Origin of the sequence: Microbacterium sp. NPDC012755 (genome assembly GCF_042901325.1) — a bacterium.
Classification (GTDB): domain Bacteria; phylum Actinomycetota; class Actinomycetes; order Actinomycetales; family Microbacteriaceae; genus Microbacterium; species Microbacterium natoriense.
In genome coordinates, this window is the sequence record NZ_JBIBCT010000001.1 from 1259455 (window position 1) to 1278244 (window position 18790).

Annotated in this window: 19 protein-coding genes; 13 read left to right on the forward strand and 6 right to left on the reverse strand. The window is 70.0% G+C overall.

Features of this window, described 5'->3' with window-relative positions; all coding sequences use genetic code 11:
* Positions 1–4 precede the first annotated feature (4 nt).
* The 3 genes from ACFY5A_RS05990 to ACFY5A_RS06000 form a co-directional block, all read right to left on the reverse strand.
* Positions 5–1165 carry an AAA family ATPase gene (locus ACFY5A_RS05990; protein WP_387232373.1) on the reverse strand — a complete coding sequence of 387 codons (1161 nt, stop codon included), beginning with the start codon at positions 1163–1165 and terminating at the stop codon, positions 5–7.
* A 121-nt stretch (positions 1166–1286) separates the two neighbouring features.
* Positions 1287–2237, reverse strand: a complete 951-nt coding sequence (locus ACFY5A_RS05995) for a hypothetical protein (RefSeq protein ID WP_341940699.1) — start codon at positions 2235–2237, stop codon at positions 1287–1289.
* Between the two features lie 114 nt (positions 2238–2351).
* The gene (locus ACFY5A_RS06000) at positions 2352–3047 is read right to left on the reverse strand and encodes a Pr6Pr family membrane protein (RefSeq protein WP_387232375.1); all 696 of its coding nucleotides are present in this window, start codon (positions 3045–3047) and stop codon (positions 2352–2354) included.
* A gap of 119 nt (positions 3048–3166) precedes the next feature.
* On the opposite strand from ACFY5A_RS06000, the gene ACFY5A_RS06005 reads away from it, so the two are divergent.
* Entirely contained in the window at positions 3167–3841 is a 675-nt protein-coding gene (locus ACFY5A_RS06005; RefSeq protein WP_105675820.1) for a GntR family transcriptional regulator, read from the forward strand.
* Between the two features lie 48 nt (positions 3842–3889).
* Here ACFY5A_RS06005 and ACFY5A_RS06010 read toward each other — a convergent pair whose 3' ends face one another.
* Positions 3890–4825 carry a DMT family transporter gene (locus ACFY5A_RS06010; RefSeq protein ID WP_387232378.1) on the reverse strand — a complete coding sequence of 312 codons (936 nt, stop codon included), beginning with the start codon at positions 4823–4825 and terminating at the stop codon, positions 3890–3892.
* Between the two features lie 188 nt (positions 4826–5013).
* Between ACFY5A_RS06010 and ACFY5A_RS06015 the strand changes: the two genes are divergently transcribed.
* Both ACFY5A_RS06015 and ACFY5A_RS06020 read left to right on the forward strand, forming a co-directional pair.
* Entirely contained in the window at positions 5014–6300 is a 1287-nt protein-coding gene (locus tag ACFY5A_RS06015) for an adenylosuccinate synthase (RefSeq protein WP_387232380.1), read from the forward strand.
* Positions 6301–6383: 83 nt separating this feature from the next.
* Positions 6384–7478 carry a lactonase family protein gene (locus tag ACFY5A_RS06020; RefSeq protein WP_387232382.1) on the forward strand — a complete coding sequence of 365 codons (1095 nt, stop codon included), beginning with the start codon at positions 6384–6386 and terminating at the stop codon, positions 7476–7478.
* A gap of 194 nt (positions 7479–7672) precedes the next feature.
* Here ACFY5A_RS06020 and ACFY5A_RS06025 read toward each other — a convergent pair whose 3' ends face one another.
* A complete protein-coding gene (locus ACFY5A_RS06025; protein WP_387232384.1) occupies positions 7673–8413 on the reverse strand; it encodes an LPXTG cell wall anchor domain-containing protein in 741 nt (246 codons plus the stop codon).
* 112 nt (positions 8414–8525) lie between these two features.
* Between ACFY5A_RS06025 and ACFY5A_RS06030 the strand changes: the two genes are divergently transcribed.
* The 8 genes from ACFY5A_RS06030 to ACFY5A_RS06065 all read left to right on the forward strand — a co-directional run bounded on the left by ACFY5A_RS06030 (position 8526) and on the right by ACFY5A_RS06065 (position 15831).
* Positions 8526–9908 carry an MFS transporter gene (locus tag ACFY5A_RS06030; RefSeq protein ID WP_387232386.1) on the forward strand — a complete coding sequence of 461 codons (1383 nt, stop codon included), beginning with the start codon at positions 8526–8528 and terminating at the stop codon, positions 9906–9908.
* 188 nt (positions 9909–10096) lie between these two features.
* Complete coding sequence (locus tag ACFY5A_RS06035) at positions 10097–11530, forward strand: dihydrolipoyl dehydrogenase family protein (protein ID WP_387232388.1); 1434 nt, start codon at positions 10097–10099, stop codon at positions 11528–11530.
* Positions 11531–11771: 241 nt separating this feature from the next.
* Entirely contained in the window at positions 11772–12074 is a 303-nt protein-coding gene (locus ACFY5A_RS06040) for a DUF427 domain-containing protein (protein WP_105675802.1), read from the forward strand.
* Between the two features lie 37 nt (positions 12075–12111).
* Positions 12112–12978: an ATP-binding cassette domain-containing protein gene (locus ACFY5A_RS06045; protein ID WP_341940691.1), complete on the forward strand. Its 867-nt coding sequence runs from the start codon at positions 12112–12114 to the stop codon at positions 12976–12978.
* Positions 12975–13664 carry an ABC transporter permease subunit gene (locus ACFY5A_RS06050; protein WP_341940690.1) on the forward strand — a complete coding sequence of 230 codons (690 nt, stop codon included), beginning with the start codon at positions 12975–12977 and terminating at the stop codon, positions 13662–13664. The genes ACFY5A_RS06045 and ACFY5A_RS06050 overlap by 4 nt, the downstream gene beginning before the upstream one ends.
* Entirely contained in the window at positions 13661–14383 is a 723-nt protein-coding gene (locus ACFY5A_RS06055) for an ABC transporter permease (protein ID WP_341940689.1), read from the forward strand. Before ACFY5A_RS06050 ends, ACFY5A_RS06055 begins: the two co-directional genes overlap by 4 nt.
* Before the next feature lie 50 nt (positions 14384–14433).
* Positions 14434–15351, forward strand: a complete 918-nt coding sequence (locus ACFY5A_RS06060; RefSeq protein ID WP_387232391.1) for an ABC transporter substrate-binding protein — start codon at positions 14434–14436, stop codon at positions 15349–15351.
* A gap of 114 nt (positions 15352–15465) precedes the next feature.
* Positions 15466–15831, forward strand: a complete 366-nt coding sequence (locus ACFY5A_RS06065; RefSeq protein ID WP_387232393.1) for a hypothetical protein — start codon at positions 15466–15468, stop codon at positions 15829–15831.
* Positions 15832–15907: 76 nt separating this feature from the next.
* Here ACFY5A_RS06065 and ACFY5A_RS06070 read toward each other — a convergent pair whose 3' ends face one another.
* Positions 15908–17104, reverse strand: a complete 1197-nt coding sequence (locus ACFY5A_RS06070) for an AI-2E family transporter (protein WP_105675792.1) — start codon at positions 17102–17104, stop codon at positions 15908–15910.
* Between the two features lie 43 nt (positions 17105–17147).
* Between ACFY5A_RS06070 and ACFY5A_RS06075 the strand changes: the two genes are divergently transcribed.
* Positions 17148–17447, forward strand: a complete 300-nt coding sequence (locus tag ACFY5A_RS06075; RefSeq protein WP_105675790.1) for a chorismate mutase — start codon at positions 17148–17150, stop codon at positions 17445–17447.
* Between the two features lie 138 nt (positions 17448–17585).
* Complete coding sequence (locus tag ACFY5A_RS06080) at positions 17586–18746, forward strand: ROK family protein (protein ID WP_223587392.1); 1161 nt, start codon at positions 17586–17588, stop codon at positions 18744–18746.
* Positions 18747–18790: the final 44 nt, after the last annotated feature.

The following is an 18790-nucleotide window of genomic DNA, read 5'->3' on the forward strand; positions in this document are numbered from 1 at the left end:
GCTCTCAGGGGGTGGGCACGGCGGCGAAGATCTGGTCGATGATCTCCTCGCTGCGGATGCCCTCGGCGTCGGCCTCGAACGTCAGCAGCACGCGGTGGCGCAGCACGAGGTGGCGCAGCGCCCTGATGTCCTCCGGCAGCACGTGCGCGCGGCCGTTGAGGAGGGCGAGCGCTCGCGACGCCTGCAGGAAGGCGATGCTCGCGCGCGGGCTCGCGCCGTACTTGATGTACCGCGCGCGCTCGTCGCCGATGTACGGCGCGGGGTTCCGCGTCACGTACGACAGCGACACGATGTAGTTGCGGATGGCGGGGTCGACGTAGATGCGCGAGGCGACGTCCTGCAGGAGCCGCACATCGTCGAGGCTCACGGCGCTCTCGACGTGCCGGTCGGGGTCGAGCACGCCCGAGTCGATGCGGCCGAGGATCTCGAACTCCTCGGCGGGGCTCGGGTACTCGACGATCTCCTTGAGCAGGAAGCGGTCCATCTGCGCCTCTGGGAGCTCGTACGTGCCCTCCTGCTCGATGGGGTTCTGCGTGGCGATCACGAGGAACGGCTTCGGCAGGTGGTGCACCTCCCCGCCGATGGTGGTCTGGTGCTCCTGCATGGCCTCGAGCATGGCGCTCTGGGTCTTCGCGCTGGAGCGGTTGATCTCGTCGAGCAGCACGAAGTTCGCGTGCACTGGGCCGAGCACCGTGCGGAACGACCCGGTGGCCGCGTCGTAGATCTGGTTGCCCGTGATGTCGCTGGGCAGCAGGTCGGGGGTGCACTGGATGCGCTTGAACCGCGCCTTGACGGTGTCGGCGAGGGTGCTCGCGGCGGTGGTCTTGGCGAGGCCGGGGACGCTCTCGAGCAGGATGTGGCCGCCCGCGATGAGCGAGATCAGCAGGCTCATGCGCAGACGCTCCTGGCCGACCATCTTCGCCGAGTACGCGTCGGAGACGACCTCGAGCACGCGCCCGGCGCGGGCGAGCTCGTCGGCGGAGGGGCCCTGAGCCGGAGGCGCGGTGGGGGCGGTCGATGCGGCCTGGGCCCGCGTCGCGGGGGCAGGAGGGGCGGGCGGAGCCGGCGGTGCGGCGTGCATCGCCGGTGCGGGCGGAGCCGGTGGAGCGGGCGGCGGGGGCGGGGTGGAACCCGTGGCGGGGCCGGGCGCGTACGGCTCGTTCATCAGTGTCTCCTCGATCGCACGGGGACACGACGACGATCCCCCGCACCAGCGTAACCGGGTCTCCTCCGGATGGTCCCGGAGAGAAGTCCCCATGACGGATGCCGCGGCATCCGACTCCTGATCAGATCGAGTCGCGGGGTGCTTCGATGGCCGCGCCCGCCGTGCCGTCGGAGTACGAGACGCGGATCGTGGGGTTGGAGAGGCCGAGGTCGATGAGCGACGCGCCCAGGGTGAGGGATGCCCGCCCGTTCGCGTCGAACTTCGTGCTTCCGGCGTTGGCGGACCCGTACTTCACCGAGATCGATGCCCCCGGCTGACCGGTGACGGTGAGCGTGTAGCTGCCGAGGACCTTGATGCCGAGGAGGCTCAGCGTGTAGTGCTTCTCCAGCCCCGCGAACCCGAGGGGCTTGGGGGCCGGGGGCGTGGTCGGAGTCGTCGGGGTCGTCGGGGTCCCGGGGTTCGTGCCCGGGTTGGTCGGTGTGGTCGGAGTGCCCGGATTCGTCGGAGTCCCGGGGTTCGTGCCCGGATTCGTCGGCGTGGTCCCCGGGTCGGTGCCCGGAGTCCCTGTCCCGGGGTTCGTCGTGCCCGGATCCGTCCCTCCAGGGGCGCTCCCGCCGGGAGTCCCTGGGCCCGCATCGGATCCGGGGGCCTCGGACGTCGGCGCGTCGGTCTTCTTGCCGCCGTCCTTGTCGTCGGCCCGATCGTCGTCGACGGTCTTCTCACCGGCATCCGGTGTGTCGCTCGAGTCGGGCTCGTCGACCGGGACCTTCGTGTCCTGCACGGTCTCGGCGCGATCGGCGTAGGTGGTCACCGGCATGTTCGCGAGGGCCGACAGATCGCCGCCGCCCGAGGTGAGCAGGCCGACCGAGATCAGGCCGACGCCGCCGACGGCGGAGACGATCGCAAGGGTTCGCCTGCCCCGCGACCAGCCGGCGACGGTGGCGTGTGCGCGCGCGACCGCGCCTGCCGCGGGCAGAGAAGCGGTCGACTCGGCCGCGTGGCGGCTGTCCTTCCTGCTGGCGCCTGCGGGCGCGGCGACGTCGGGATCGGGCCCCTCCTGCCCCTGGTGCATCTCCGACCGATCCCTTCATCGCGAGCCCGTGGCTCTGTGCGCTGCGCCGGCCACTCCCTGCCGGCGCATGCTTCAGCAAATATACCGGGATTCAGCTTCGGTGCGAGCGCCGATTCAGTTCGGGCGGATGCCGCGGCGCCGGCCGACCCACACCACGAACACCGCGACGCCGATGATGGCGACCGCGATGCCGACGATGTAGAGCGCCACGGTGCCGTACCCGCCGTCGTGCAGGTGCGGATCGAGGAACGGGTACGGGTACCACCACGGGTCGCCGGTGGCCGGCGCGACGATGAGGTTCGCGCGGAGCAGCGTGTACACCGCCCAGACGATCGGGAAGATCGCGGTGATCAGCACGGCGCCCCAGCCCAGGGCCCTGCGCCGCGGGGCGAAGAGCACATCCGCGAGCAGGAAGAGGGGGATCACGACGTGCAGCACCTCGTTCGACCACGGCAGGGTCACGCCCTGCGGCAGCTGGACGTTGCGCAGCAGCAGGTTGTAGACGATGCCGGTGACGATCATGTAGGTGCTCACGCAGACGAGCAGCACCGCGAACCAGTGCGGTTCGGCGGCAGAGGCGTCCCGCTGCCGGAGCGCCCACACTCCGCCGATCGCGAGCACGATCGCGGCCAGCAGGTTCGACTCGATCGTGAAGAAGCTGAGGAAGTTCGCGGCGACGGTCGGCAGATGCCCGCCCCACGCGGTCGTCGCGTTCATCGCGTTGCTCAGACTCAGCGCGAGCTGCCCGATGATCGCGGCGAGGGCGAGCGCCGCAGCTGCGAGTCGTGCGTAGGGCCACCAGGATGTCATCGGTCCTCCGATCGACACTGTAGCGCGCGGCTGCCAGGTGGCCCCAAGCTGGGCGGCGTATCATCGACGGCGCGCCGCGAGGGGACCGTGGGCGCCGATGAAGGAGCTGGGAAAGCAAGATGACGGATACGAATCTGTCACTCGACGCGCGGTTGGGGCCGTTCACCGTCGAGGGCATGGCACTGGCGGATCAGATCTTCGACCTCGTGGGGTCCGCGATCGTCGACGGAGTGCTCGAGCCGGGCGAGAAGGTCAACGACAAGGAAGTGGCCGCAGCTCTGGGCATCTCCCGCACGCCCGTTCGGGAGGCGCTGCAGCGTCTCACGTGGGTCGGGCTCGTCGAGGTGTCACCGAGCCGGTACACCAGGGTGACCCAGGTCACCGACGACGACGTGCTCAGCACTCTCGAGCACATCGGAATGCAGGCGAGCACCGCTCTCCAGTTCGCGATGCGGCGGATGAGCGCCGACGAGCTGGTCGAGGCCGTGTCGTTCCTCGACCGCATGATCGCGGCATCCAGGGCCGACGACTCCGACGCGCTGATGGCCGAGTCGCAGGCCTTCATCGGCTTCCTGGTGGCGAAGTCGGGGAACCCCGTCTTCATCAGGATGATGTCGGAGACCAACCTGCTCGTGGCGCGCAACCTCCGCCACGTCCGCCAGCAGGAGGGTTCGGCCGCCATGCGTGCCGAGTGCTTCGAGGAGATGCGCAACGCGATGCTCCTGGGCGACGCGGATGCCGCTGAGCGCTGGTTCCGCACGCAGCACGGCGTCGGGGTCGACACGGCGCTCTGAAAGACGCGGTCGGGGCGTTACCGCCCCGCAGCGGTGTTCGGCGACCCCTCAGGGTGATGTCGTCGGCCGCCGCCCCCACGTCATCCGCGTGACGAGCACGCCGAGCAGGCAGAGCGCCCCGCCGAGGAACATCAGCGGGGTCGGCACCTCGCCGAGGATCATCCACGACATCAGGATCGCGATCGCCGGGACGACGTAGGTGGTGGCGGACGTCTGGCCCGCCGTGCTCCGCTGCAGCACGTAGGCCCAGGTCGTGAAGGCGATCGCGGTGGGGAAGATGCCGAGGTAGACGACCCACAGCGTCGCGTCGAGCGGCGCGGTCTGCAGGGCGCCGATGAGGCTGCCCGTCCAGGGGAGGAGCGCCACGGTGCCCGCGACGGCGCCGAACCACGTCAGCGTGGTCGCGTCGGCTCCGGCGCTGAGCAGGTGCTTCTGCAGCAGCGTGCACCCTGCGTACATGACGGCGGCGAGCAGGGCGAGCAGCAGGCCGGTGAGGTCGAAGCCGTCGCCGGACGACGTGTTCATGCCGATCAGGACCACGCCGAGGAAGGCGATCGGCGCGCCGATGACGAGGGGCCGCGGAAAGCCCTCGCGCAGGAACAGCCCGCTGAACACGACCACCATGAGCGGGGCGAGGTTCACGACCATCGCGGCCGTGCCCGCATCGAGCGTGCGCTCGGCGGCGTTGAGCGCGAGGTTGTAGACGCAGAACCACCCGACGCCCCACAGCACCACGAGAGGGATCTGCCGCCGAGACGGAGGGCGGATGCCGCGGCGCAGCGCGATGAGCCCGAGGGCGACGGCGCCGACCGCCATGCGCAGCAGCGCGAGCGCTCCGGGGTCGAAGTGCGGACCGGCCCCGCGGATGCCGATGAACGCCGAGGCCCACAGCACCACCGTCACCAGGGCCGCGACGAGCACGAGCGGTCCCTGTGCGGGCGTGCGCGGCGGACGTGTGGAGGGGTTCTGGGCGGTGTCCGGCATCCTTCGATCCTGCTCCGGGTCGCCGACATCCGTCGACCGGCCGGAGCGCCAACCCTCGACGGATTCGCGCCAGCGTGCACGGCTGCCTCTCCCGGAAAGACCGAAACCAGCCTTCGATAGGATGGAGTCGCCCGAAGAGGGCCAGCTCATCAGCCGGTGCAAACCCGGCGAAAGCAAGGGGGTCTCCCATGCCAGGAATCGTTATCGTCGGCGTCCAGTGGGGCGATGAGGGCAAGGGCAAGGCCACAGACCTGCTCGGCGAGCGCACCGACTGGGTCGTCAAGTTCAACGGCGGCAACAACGCCGGGCACACCGTGGTCGTCGGCGACGAGAAGTACGCCCTGCACCTGCTGCCGTCCGGCATCCTGTCGCCCGGGGTGAACCCCGTGATCGGCAACGGCGTCGTGATCGACCTCGAGGTGCTGTTCTTCGAGCTGGAGGCCCTCGCGGCCCGCGGCATCGACGTGTCGCGCCTGCGTGTCAGCGCGAACGCGCACATCATCACGCAGTACCACCGCACGCTCGACAAGGTCACCGAGCGCTTCCTCGGCAAGCGCATGATCGGCACCACCGGCCGCGGCATCGGCCCGGCCTACGCCGACAAGATCAACCGCGTCGGCATCCGCGTGCAGGACATCTTCGACGAGAACATCCTGCGTCAGAAGGTCGAGGGCGCCCTCGACCAGAAGAACCACCTGCTGGTGAAGATCTTCAACCGCCGTGCGATCACCGCCGACGAGATCGTGGAGGACCTGCTGTCCTACGCCGAGCGCCTGCGCCCGATGGTCGCCGACACCGGCTACCTCATCGCGCAGGCCCTTGAGCGCGGCGAGGTCGTCGTGTTCGAGGGCGGCCAGGCGACGATGCTCGACATCGACCACGGCACCTACCCGTTCGTGACCTCCTCGTCGGCGACGGCGGGCGGAGCGTCCACCGGATCCGGTGTCGGCCCCGGAGCCCTCGACCGCATCGTCGGCATCGTCAAGGCGTACACGACGCGCGTCGGCTCCGGTCCCTTCCCGACCGAGCTGTTCGACGAGCAGGGCGAGTGGCTGCGCAAGCAGGGCTTCGAGTTCGGCACCACCACGGGCCGTCCGCGTCGCGTCGGCTGGTACGACGCCCCCATCACGCGCTACGCGACCCGCATCAACGGCATCACCGACCTCGTGCTGACCAAGCTCGACATCCTCACCGGGCTCGAGCAGATCCCCGTGTGCGTCGCCTACGACGTCGACGGCGTGCGGTTCGACGAGGTTCCGGTCAACCAGACCGACTTCCACCACGCCACCCCGATCCTCGAGTACTTCCCGGGCTGGAGCGAGGACATCTCGGTCGCGCGCACCTTCGAGGATCTGCCGCAGAACGCGCAGGACTACGTGCTCGCACTCGAGGCGATGAGCAACACGCGCATCTCGGTGATCGGCGTCGGCCCCGAGCGCGATCAGGTCATCGTCCGTCGCGATCTGCTCGACTGAGCGCGCGCGATCGGGGACCGGCGTACGCTGGTCCCCGATCCGGCAAGCGGTTTCCGGATCGACGGTGACAGAGGGAGACACGGATGACGCGGTTCTGGCTCGGCGGATACGGCCCCGCGATGGAGGGCATCGCAGACGGCATCGGCCTGCTCGCGGGGGATGAGGGCGCCGAGACGTCGCTGAGCTACCGCGGCGCCGTCACGTCGACCCCGTCGCCGTCGTGGCTGGCGCAGCACCCCACGCTCGACATCGTCTACGCGGCGCTGGAGGGGGATGCCGCCGTGCAGGCGTTCGCCCGCAGCGGGGAGTCCGCGCTCACCCCGCTCGGCGAGCCCGTCGAGGCCGGACAGTACGTGTGCCACGTCGCCGTCGCCCCGAACGGCTCCTCGCTCATCGCCAGCTGCTACGGAGACGGCAGGGTCGTGCGCATCGGCCTCGACGCCGCCGGACGACTGATCCCGGATGCCGCGAACAAGGCCGCAGAGTTGCGCGCGGCGCTCCTGGGCGAACCCGCGGCGGAAGCCGGAGCCCCGGCCGGAACCGCGGCCGCGGCATCCGACCCCTACGGCGACGAGGGCCGTGAGTCGCACGCGCATGCCGCCGCCTTCCTGCTCGACGGCCGCATCGCGACCACCGATCTCGGCTTCGACCTCGTGCGCATCTGGCGGCAGACCGCCGGCGGCCTCGCGCTCGACCACGAGGTCGTGCTGCCGAATGGCACGGGGCCGCGGCACATGGTCGTGCACCCCAGCGGGCATCTGCACGTGGTCACCGAGTACTCCTGCGAGGTCTTCACGCTCGCGGCGGGCCCTGACGGCACCTGGGCGGTCGTGTCGTCCGTGCTGTCGAGCCCGATCGCCGAGATCGGCGTCGACTTCCCCGCGGAGCTCGCCCGCACGCGCGACGGGCAGTTCCTCTACACGGCGCTGCGCGGCAGCAACACGATCGCGGCGCTGCGCGTGCGCGGCGCCGGTGAGGCACTCGAGCCGATCGCGCTCGCCGACTCCGGAGTCGACTGGCCGAGGCACCACCTCGTGCACCAGGGCAAGCTGCTCGTCGCCGGTCAGCGCTCCGACACGATCAGCCTGATCGACCTCGACGAGCGCACGGGCGCGCCCCTCGGCATCCGCCACCGGGCTCCGGCACCCACGCCGACACACTTCCTTCCCGTGCGCTAAGGGCACGCGCGGTGAGCGCCGTCTCGTCGAAGGGTGTCGACCTGTGCGCTGATGCCGTGAGCGGAGTGAGCACCGCGTCGTCAGGGGTGACGCGCGTGGCGGTGGAGCGTGCTCCGGCAGCGTCCTCGGCAGGTCAGCGCGGGGCCGAGGCGATCGCCTCGGGCCCGCGCTCTGCGCTCACCGGGACGGGCGGATCAGGGGCCGACGACCGTCTGGCTGCGCGTGTTGTTCGTGGCGTCGGCGTCGCCGGGCAGGGCCACCACGGCGGACGTGATCGACCCGCTGTGGCTGGGGCTCACCCTCAGGGAGATGCCCGCGGGGGCGTCCCCGGGGTTCAGGGCCGCGGTGGTCTGGCAGGACACGACGACGGTCTCCTCGAAGACACCTCCCGCGTTCAGCGACGTGGGGAGAGACGAAGGGGTGCAGGTGAGGCGAGGGTCGATCGCCCCGCTGCCCGTACCCAGGTCACCGTTGATCTCATGGTTGACGATCGTGAACTCCACGGTCGACCCCGCGGGTATGGCGGCGGTGGATGCGGCGCTCGGTCCGAAGGATCCCGTGTAGTCGAGCGTCGACACTCCGCTGGCCTGGTCGAACGTCTGGACGACCGCGGCGGTGACCTCGCCGTCGATCACGAGGGGTGTGATCGGCGTCTCGGACGGCGACGGCGAGGGTGACGGCGTCTCCGCCGGTGCCGGCGTCTGCGCCTGCGACTGTGCGGGAGGGCAGTCCGCTGCTGCGGACGCGGGCTCGGCGGCGAGCCCCGTGAAAGCCGCTGCTCCCAGTAGGATCGCGCCGAGGGCGAAGGTGCTCCGAACGAGACGCGGGCCCCTCCTTCGGAGAAGCAGGACGGCTCCGGTGACAGCGGCCACGACACCCACGATCAGAAGAAGGAGACTGGGCTCGGTGCCCGTCTCCGCCAGTACGCAATCCATCGGGGAACTCCTCATCGGCAAAAACTCCAATGTATCGGTTGTGCGGGCGCGCCGACGAGCAGAGCATCCCGCGCTTGACCTCAACCATTGTTGAGGTTCTAGCGTCGATCCCATGACCTTCGACACGGGAGGGGTGTCGACCGCCAAGGCCGCCGCCCCCGGCATCATGAGCGGCGCGTACCTCTGGATCACCATCGGCGCGTGCGCGCTCGTCTTCCTCGGGGCGTTCGAGTCCCTGGCCGTCACGACGGTGATGCCCACCGTCAGTGCCGAGCTCGACGGCGAACGGCTCTACGCCCTCGCTTTCGCCGGCCCCCTCGCCACGGGCGTGATCGGAATGGTCGTCGCGGGCAACTGGGCGGATCGCCGAGGACCGGTCGAGCCCCTGTACACCTCGGTGGCGGTCTTCGTCGCCGGACTCCTCGTCGCCGGGCTCGCCCCCAGCATGGCGGTCCTGGTGGTCGGCCGCTTCGCGCAGGGCCTCGGCAGCGGAGGACTCATGGTGGCGCTGTACGTCGTCGTCGCGAAGGTCTACCCCCGTGACCTGCATCCCGCGATCTTCGCCGGCTTCGCCGCCGCCTGGGTCATCCCCTCGCTGATCGGGCCGTCCGTCGCGGGTGCGGTCACCGAGCTGTGGAGCTGGCACTGGGTGTTCCTCGGCGTCGTGGTCCTGGTGCTCGTCGCTCTCCTCATGGTCGTGCCGGCGCTCCGCGGTCTCGCCCGGAGCGGCGACGCGGCGACGCCCTGGGCGTTCGGCCGGCTCGGATGGTCGCTGCTGGCCGCTCTCGCCGTGCTCGGCCTCAACCTGCTCGGAGACGTTCCCGGCGCGGGACCGGCGCTCGCCGCGGCGGCCGTCGTCGTGGCGCTGATCGCCGTCCGCCCGCTGCTGCCGGCAGGGGCGCTGCGGGCCCGACGAGGACTCCCGTCGGTGATCCTGGTGCGAGGACTCACCGCGGCGGCGTACTTCGGCGCGCAGATCTACATCCCCTACCTGCTCATGGATCGCTACGGTCTCTCGCCGACGATCGCCGGCCTCTCCCTGACCGGCGGCGCCCTCGCGTGGTCGATCGCGGCGACGGTCCAGGGACGCATGGGCGCACGCCTGGACAGCGTCGTGGCGGTGCGGATCGGAACCGCCCTGGTCTTCGCCGGGGTGGGGGTGTCGCTCGTCGCCACGGCGCTCAGGGCGGAGGCGATCGTGATCGTCGTCGCCTGGATCGTGTCGGGCGCCGGCATGGGTCTCATGAGTCCGCGGAGCAGCGCGCTGACCCTGGGGATGTCCTCGACCGAGGACCAGGGGTTCAACAGCGCGGCCATGACCGTCTCCGACTCGTTCGGCAGCGCCCTCGCGCTCGCGCTCACGGGGGTGCTGTTCGCCGGAGCGGCGGCGGTCGCCGACCCGTTCACCGCGGTGTTCGCGCTCGCCGCGGTGATCGGCCTGGCCGCGGCGGTGCTGGCTCCCCGGCTCGCGCCGCGGGAGGCGCCGGCGGGCTGAGCGCGCCGGGGCGCTGTTCGCGGCGGCATCCGCCAGAACTCCGGAGAACCACCGCGGTTCAGGGGCGGGGCGCACGTACGGGCCACCGAACCTGACGGATCTCCGGAGTTCTGGCGTGCGGGCGGAACAAGACCCCCGTGACTCCGCGTTGCTCTTGAGCAAGACTGGGCGACGGAGAGGTGCGACGCATGACTGCTGAGAAGACCGACGAGTACGACCTGATCGTCCTGGGCGGAGGTCCGGTCGGCGAGAACGTCGCCGACCGTGCCGTGCAGGGCGGTCTCACCGCGATCATCGTGGAGAGCGAGCTCGTCGGAGGCGAGTGCTCCTACTGGGCGTGCATGCCCTCGAAGGCGCTGCTGCGCTCGGCGCAGGCGCTGCGGGCCGCCCGGCACGTCGGAGGCGCCGCCGAGGCCGTCACCGGCGAGCTCGACGTCGCCGCCGTCTTCGCCCGCCGCGACTCCTTCACCAGCAACTGGTCAGACGACGGCCAGGTGCGCTGGCTCGAGTCGGCGCACATCGACCTGGCGCGCGGTCACGGCCGCCTGACGGGTGAGCGCGAGGTGACGGTGACGGATGCCGATGGAACCGAGCGCGTGCTCCACGCCCGGCACGCCGTCGCGATCAGCACCGGATCGGATGCCGTCGTCCCTCCCATCGACGGACTCGCCGAGTCGGCGCCGTGGACGAGCCGCGAGGCCACCAGCGCGAAGGAGCTGCCGGAGTCGCTCGCGGTCATCGGCGGCGGGGTCGTCGCGGTCGAGATGGCGACCGCCTACGCCGCCCTCGGCTCGACGGTCACCCTCATCGCCCGCGGCGGGCTGCTGGGCGGGATGGAGCCCTTCGCCGGAGAGCGGGTCGCCGCCGGCCTGAAGGAGCTCGGCGTCGACGTGCGCCTGTCGACGGGCACGTCGTCGGTGCGGCGTGACGAGGAGGGGGTGCGGATCGAGCTGTCCGACGGCTCGACCGTGACGGCATCCGAGGTCCTGGTCGCGACGGGGCGGTCCCCGCGCAGCGACGACATCGGACTGGAGACGGTCGGCCTCGAACCGGGGAAGTGGATCGCTGTCGACGACACCCTGCGCGTGCCGGGGGTCGACTGGCTGTACGCGGTCGGCGACGTGAACGGGCGCGTGCTGCTCACCCACCAGGGCAAGTACCAGGCGCGCGCCGCCGGAGACGTGATCGCGGCGCGCGCGCTCAGCGGCGAGGTCGACGACGCGCCCTGGGGCCGCCATGTCGCCACGGCGGACCACGCGGCCGCGCCGCAGGTGACGTTCTCGATCCCCGAGGTCGCCTCGGTCGGACTGACGGAGAAGGCGGCGCAGGATGCCGGTCTCCCTGTCCGCGTCGTGGACTACGACCTCGGCTGGGTCGCCGGGGCCGGCCTGTACGAAGACGGCTTCGCGGGGCAGGCCCGGCTCGTGATCGACACGGAGCGGGATGTCGTGGTCGGCGCGACGTTCGTCGGTCCCGAGGTGGCGGAGCTCGTGCAGACCGCCACGCTCGCGGTGGTCGGAGAGGTGCCGATCGCGCGGCTGTGGCACGCGGTGCCGGCGTACCCGACGATCAGCGAGGTCTGGCTGCGGCTGCTGGAGGGCTACGGCAGGGAGTCGGCGTGAACGGGGAGTCGGCGTGAGTGCGGTGAGCGCATCGGCTGCGGGATGTCGGCCGGCGGTGCGTTTCGTCGGCGGACACCGCGCGGATGTGACCGGCATCCGGGGTTCCGCGCAGGCAATCCGAACGAGCGGCGGCTCCGAACAGGTGCGGGAATGTGTCGCACATTGACGGACTCCGGGCGATCCCGGCCCTGATGTCCGTGACCTCTTATACGCTCGAAACCACATCCGAGGAGGCAGGACCATGAAGGCTGTACTCGCAGGAACCGTCATCGCCGAGGCCGACGAGAGCGATCTCATCCGCATCGAGGGCAACTGGTACTTTCCGCCGGCATCCGTCGTCGAGGGGGCGCTCGTGGAGAGCCCCACCCCGTACACCTGTCCGTGGAAGGGCGTGTGTCAGTACTACTCGGTGCAGGCCGGCGGCGAGCTGCACGCCGACCTCGCATGGTCCTACCCGCATCCGTATCCGACCGCCTTCGACCGTGTCGGCAAGGACTTCTCCGGCTACGTCGCCTTCGCGCCGGGCGTCGAGGTCGCACCCTGATCGCGCACGTCGCGCGCACCCCCGACTGGAGAACGTCGTGATCGAGTTCCGCAACGTCACCAAGAGATTCCCCGACGGCACTCTCGCCGTGAACGACTTCAGCCTCGTGCTGCCGTCGCGCAAGACCACGGTGTTCGTCGGATCGTCCGGATGCGGCAAGACGACGCTGCTGCGCATGATCAACCGCATGGTCGAGCCCACGTCTGGCGAGGTCGAGATCGACGGCGTCAGCGTGCTCGGCGGCGACCCCGTGGCCCTGCGGCGGAGCATCGGCTACGTGATGCAGAACTCGGGCCTCATGCCGCACTTCAGCGTGATCGACAACGTGGCGACGGTGCTGCGGCTCAACGGCGTCGCCCGCAAGGCGGCACACGAGCGCGCCAGGGAGCTGCTCGACACGGTCGGGCTCGACCGCGCTCTCGCCGACCGGTACCCGAGCCAGCTCTCCGGCGGCCAGCAGCAGCGCGTCGGCGTCGCCCGCGGGCTCGCGGCCGACCCGAACATCCTCCTGATGGACGAGCCCTTCGGCGCCGTCGACCCGATCGTCCGCGCCGACCTCCAGCAGGAGACGATCCGGCTGCAGCGCGAGCTCGACAAGACGGTCGTCTTCGTCACGCACGACATCGACGAGGCGTTCCTGCTCGGCGATCAGGTCGTCATCCTCGACAAGGGCGCGCGCATCGTGCAGGTGGGCAGCCCGAGCGAGATCATCGAGAACCCCGCAGACGATTTCGTCTCCGCCTTCATCGGCGCCGACCGCGGGCATCGTGCGCTGCACCTCAAGCAGACTCCGCGCGGCACGGTCGTCGTCGACTCCGAGGGCCGAACGCAGGGCGCGATCGTCGGATCGGATGCCGCGGGCCTCCCCGTGCCCGAGCCCGCCGAGGGGGCGGGGGCCCCGTGAACTGGATCGTCGACAACCTCGGCCTGATCCTCGCGCTGACCGTGACGCACCTTCAGCAGAGCATCGTGCCGATCGTGCTCGGCTTCGTGCTGTCGCTCCCGCTGGGATGGGTGGCGTGGCGGTATCGGCTGGTGCGCGGGCCGATCATCGTGCTCACGGGCCTGCTCTACACGATCCCCTCTCTCGCGCTTCTCATCCTGATGCCGGCCGCGCTCGGGTACTCCGCGATCAGCCCGGTCAACCTCGTCATCGCGCTCACGATCTACGCCGTCGCGATTCTCGTCCGCGCGGTCGCCGACGGCTTGGATTCGGTCGACGATGACGTGCGCCAGGCCGCGACCGCCACCGGTTTCGCCCCGTTCCGCCGTTTCTGGGCAGTGGAGTTCCCGCTGGCGGGGCCAGTGATTCTCGCCGGGTTGCGGGTGACGGCAGTGAGCACGATCTCGCTCGCGACCGTCGGCATCCTGATCGGCGTGACGAACCTGGGCTATCTCTTCACGAACGGTCTCGAACGGCGCATCATCGCCGAGGTGTTCGCCGGCGTCATCGCGGTCGTGGTGATCGCCCTGGTGATCGACCTGATCCTGCTGCTCATCGGCAGAGCGCTCATGCCATGGACGCGAGCGAACTCCGCCACCGCGAAGGCGACAGCCGCGCGTGCCGTCACCACGAGGGCCGCCGCATGAACCTCTTCGCCGAGGCCATCGCCTGGATGTTCGCCCCCGAGCAGTGGCAGGGACGCTACGCGCTGCCCGTGCTGCTCGGCCAGCACCTCGCCCTCACTCTCATCTCCGTGCTGATCGCCGCCGCGATCGCCCTCCCGCTCGGCTGGCTCATCGGCCACACGGGCAAGGGCCGCGAGATCGCGGTCGCCGTCTCGGGGGCGGCCCGCGCCATCCCCGCCTTCGGGCTCATGGTGCTGCTCGTCCTGCTGTTGGGCGTGCTTCACGTGCCCGAGGCCGCCATCATCACCTTCGTGCTGCTGGCGATCCCCTCGCTGCTCGCCGGGGCGTACACCGGGCTCGAGGCGATCGACCGTCGTGTGATCGACGCGGCACGGGCGATGGGCATGACGGAGTGGCAGATCTTCTTCAAGGTCGAGGTTCCGCTCGGCCTGCCCCTCCTGGTCGGCGGCATCCGCTCGGCGTTGCTTCAGGTCATCGCCACCGTCACCATCGCGGCGTACGTCAACCTCGGCGGCCTCGGCTGGCCGATCATCCAGGGCATCCCGCTGCGCCGCTTCGACCAGGTGCTCGGCGGGGCGATCATCGTCGCGGTCCTGGCACTCCTGGTCGATCTGCTCCTCGCGTCCGCCCAGCACGCCGCTGTGCCGCGCGGCCTGCGCACCGGACGTCCCACACGCCGCCGTGCCGCCGCGCCGGTCGCTGCATCCGCCACCGCCTGAATCCGTTCCACAGCACTCGACACCCCAGAAGTCCCAGAGAAGAGGAAGTCATGTTCACAGCACGAGGTACGCGCACAGCCTTCGCCGTCGGTCTGGTCGCCGCCGCGGCACTCGCCCTCTCAGCCTGCAGCTCGAGCAACCCGCTCGACTCCCCGTCCGATTCGGGCTCCAGCTCCGGTGGCGACACGATCGTGGTCGGTTCGCAGGACTACTACTCGAACGAGATCATCGCCGAGATCTACGCCCAGGCTCTCGAAGACGCCGGCTTCACGGTCGAGAAGAAGTTCACCATCGGCCAGCGCGAGGCGTACATGCCCGAGGTCGAGTCGGGGGAGATCAACGTCTTCCCCGAGTACACCGGGAGCCTGCTCGAATACCTGTCGGGCGGCACCGATGTCACCAGCCCCGACGACGTGTACGCAGCGCTGAAGGAGGCCCTGCCGAAGGGACTCACGGCCCTCGACTACGCGGAGGCCTCCGATCAGGACACCTACACGGTCCTGAAGAGCTTCGCAGCGGAGCATGACCTCAAGACGATCGCCGATCTCTCCAATGTCACGACCCCGGTCAAGGTGGGGGCCGCTCCGGAGTTCGAGGAACGTCCGTACGGACCGGCCAAGGCCAAGGAGGTCTACGGCGTCGACCTGGAGTTCCTGGGCACCGGCAAGACCACCCTCCAGTCCCTGCTCGAAGGTCAGATCCAGGTCGCCGACATCTACACGGCCGACCCGGCGTTCCAGACCGAGGACATCGTGGCGCTCGAGGATCCGAAGAACATGATCATCGCCTCCAACGTCGTGCCGATCGTGTCGAGCGATGTCTCCGACAAGGTCTCGAAGGTGCTCAACGCGATCAGCGCCAAGCTCACCGCCGACGAGCTCGTCGCCCTCAACGTGCAGAGCACGGTCGACCAGAAGTCGTCGGCCGACATCGCGAAGGCCTGGCTGAAGGAGCAGGGCCTGGTCTGATCGAGTGCGGAAGGGGCCTTCGGATGACAGTCCGAAGGCCCCTTCCGTGTACGTGCGGTGTGGCCGAAGGGAGCGGCCTGAGAGGATGGAGCGTATGGCAACGGAAACGTCGGCATGATCTCGAAGCGCGAGCTCGCCCAGCGGCTCGACATCTCCCTGGAGATGGCCGACCGTCACGGTTTCGGCGACGGCGCGAGCGAGTCCGAGCTCGCGGCGCTCGAGCAGGATCCGCCCGCATGGCTCGTCCAGTCCCGATCGAACCGCAAGAAGGGCGCGCGCCCCGTCTGGGTCACGTTGACCTGCGATGTGTGCGGCTATTCCGAGGCAGCGAGACCGAAGAAGTGGTGGCCCGAGTTCACCTCCGTGATCTGCCGCCAGCACTCATCCGACGAACTCCCGAAACCGGCCGCCGGGCTGCATCGCGGCTACTTCGAGGGCGTCGGAAGCCGATTCGTCGGCATCCTCGACCAGGATCTCTGACCCCCTCGAAGAGCGCAGAGTGTCCCGAATCGATCCGGGATGCGCCCCTTCGCGCGATGCGAGAGCGGGGACGCGACTACACCCGGGCGTCCTGCCGGGGCACCAGGACCTGGTTGATGATGATGAGGATGGATGCCGCGACCGGCACCGCCACGAGTGCGCCGAGGAGTCCGAGCAGCGTGCCGCCGGCGAGAGCGCCGATGACCACGAGCGAGCCGGGGATCGAGATCGCCCTGTTCATCACGCGCGGGGTGATGACGTACGCCTCGACCTGCATGTACACGAGGTACACGATGCCGAAGACCAGCGCGGCGAGCGGGTTCGTGAACAGTGCGAGGCCGGTGCCGATGATCCAGAACATCACCGAGCCGACGAGCGGGATCAGGGTGATGCAGAACGCGACCGTCGCCATCAGCGGCGGGAACGGCAGCCCCAGGAACAGGTACAGCAGGAACGCGAGCAGCGCGTTGAAGAACGCGAGCACGACCATCCCCATGACGTAGCCGCCGACCGAGTCGGTGATCTGCTCGGTGATGTCGGCAGCCCTGGCGCGGTCACGGGCGGGGGCGAGGCGCAGCAGAGAGGTCTTGATGCCGGGGAGCGTGGCGACGAAGTACAGCGTGAGCACGAGCACGACGATCGCCCCGGAGATGCCCGTCGCGATGCCGGCGCCGATCTTGAGCGCGCCGCCGCCGATCGTGGCGATGTTGCCCGGGTTGGTGAGGAACTTCTGGATGTCGGCGACGAGGTCTTCGAACTGGTCGCCGAACTGCTTCTCGAGCGTGGCGTAGATGTCGCTGCGCGTGAAGTCCTGGATCATCGAGGGCACCGAGCGCACGAAGCTCGCGACCTGCTCGATGACGATGGGGAGCACCATCCACAGGATGAGCGCCACGATGACGATCAGGCCGAGGATGACGACGAGCACCGCGATCGAGCGGGAGAGTCCTCTGCGTTCCAGGAACCGCACCGCCGGGTCGAGGCCCAGAGCGGCGAAGAGGGCGAGGGCGATGTAGATGAGCACGGTCGACAGGCTCGTCACCGCGAGGCCGAGCACGATCGCCCCGAGACCGCCGAGCGTCACCAGGAAGCCGAAGACGAACGGGCGGTCGATGCGGGTCCAGAACGAGCGGCTCGGCGTCATCGGCTCGATCACCACCGGCCGCGGGGTGAGCGGGGCAGGGGCCTGCGCGGCGGGTGCCGCCGTCTCCTCGACGGGGACGGATGCTGCGCCCGTGGCGCTCTCGGACGGCGCCGATTCTTCTTCGCTCATGTGCTCACGATAGCGGGCGGGTGCGGGACCGTAGAGTAAGACCATGACCGACGCCGTGGACCCGAAGTCCGAACTTCTCCGACTGCGCGCGACCATCGACAACATCGATGCGGCGCTCATCTTCATGCTCGCTGAGCGCTTCCGCGCGACGCAGCAGGTCGGGCACCTCAAGGCGGATCATGCGATGCCGGCATCCGACCCAGGGCGCGAGGAACAGCAGGTCGCTCGACTGCGCGCTCTCGCGGAGCAGGCCCATCTGGACCCGGAGTTCGCGGAGAAGTGGTTCAACTTCGTCGTGGCGGAGGTCATCCGTCATCACACCGAAGCCGCCGAAGGCCGCTGAGATGATTCCCCGGGCGGACGACGGTGTGTGCAGCACTCATCCGCCCGGGGCAGTCAACTTAGTTTATTGAATAAACTATGATCGAGGGTACGCAGTGACCCGATCCCTGTCAACCATTTTCGACAACGGAATCCGCCCATGCTGAACAGCGATGATGCTCTCGACACGCAGGCGTCCGTGCGCCGGGCGAACCTCCGCCGTGCGCTGCAGCTCGTGTTCCGCGGGTCAGGGGCGCAGACCAGGGCCGGCATCGCCCGCGCGACGGGGCTGACGGCCGCCACGGCATCCTCCCTGGTCGCCGAGCTCATCGAGAGCCGCCTCGTTGTCGAGGGGGCGCAGGCCGCGAGCACCGGCGGCAAGAGGGCCACCACCCTGAGCGTGGATGCCGCGCACCATCTCATCCTCGTCATGGTGATCCGCCCGACGGATGCCCGCCTCGCCCTCGTGGCGCTGGACGGCTCCGAGGTGGACACGCGCCGGATCGAGTACACGGCGGAGAGCCGCGACGATCTGATCCGCGACGCGGTCGCGCAGATCGCGGCCGATCACGGCGACCGACTGCTCATCGCGGGCGCCCAGCTGCCCGGAACGACCGACGGCCGTTCGGTGCTCGAGAGCGTGCAGCTCGGCTGGAGCGATGTGCCCCTCGCCGAGCGGCTGGAGTCGCTGCTCGACGTGCCCGTCCTGCTCGTGAACGACGTGGATGCCGAGGCCATCGCCGAGGCCGCCATGGAGGATGAGGCATCGGGCTACCGCCTCTTCATCCACATCGGCGTGGGCATCGGCGCGGCCGTGACCCTCGACGGGGAGCTCGCCCCCGGTCCCCGCGACCGTGCGGGCGAGATCGGGCACGTGCAGGTCGAGTTCGGCGACGAGGCGCGGCAGTGCCGGTGCGGGCGTTACGGATGCCTGGAGTCGGCGTCGTCGATGACCGCGATGCTCGGCGACGACTTCACCGACGCCATGGACGACGGCGTGATCACCGCGCTCGCCGCGGGCGTCGACGAGCACGTGTTCGCGGAGGGCGCCAGGGCGCTCGCCCGCACGATCAAGCTCATCGCCGCGGTGCTCGACGCGGCGGAGGTCGTGATCGGCGGCCCCGTGCGGGCGCTCGGCGAGCCCTTCCTGGAGCTCGTGCGCGCCGACCTCGACTACGCGGCGACGGGCACCGCGCGCGTTCCGGTGAGGTACGCCGACGCGGGAGCCGTCATCTCCACGGGTGTGGCGCAGTTCGCGCTCACGGCGGCGCTCGGCGTGCGCTGGAGTCCCGACCAGCTGCGGGCGGCATCCGCTCACTGAGCCGCTCCCGCGCGAGCTGCGTCCGGACAGCAGCAGAAGGGCCT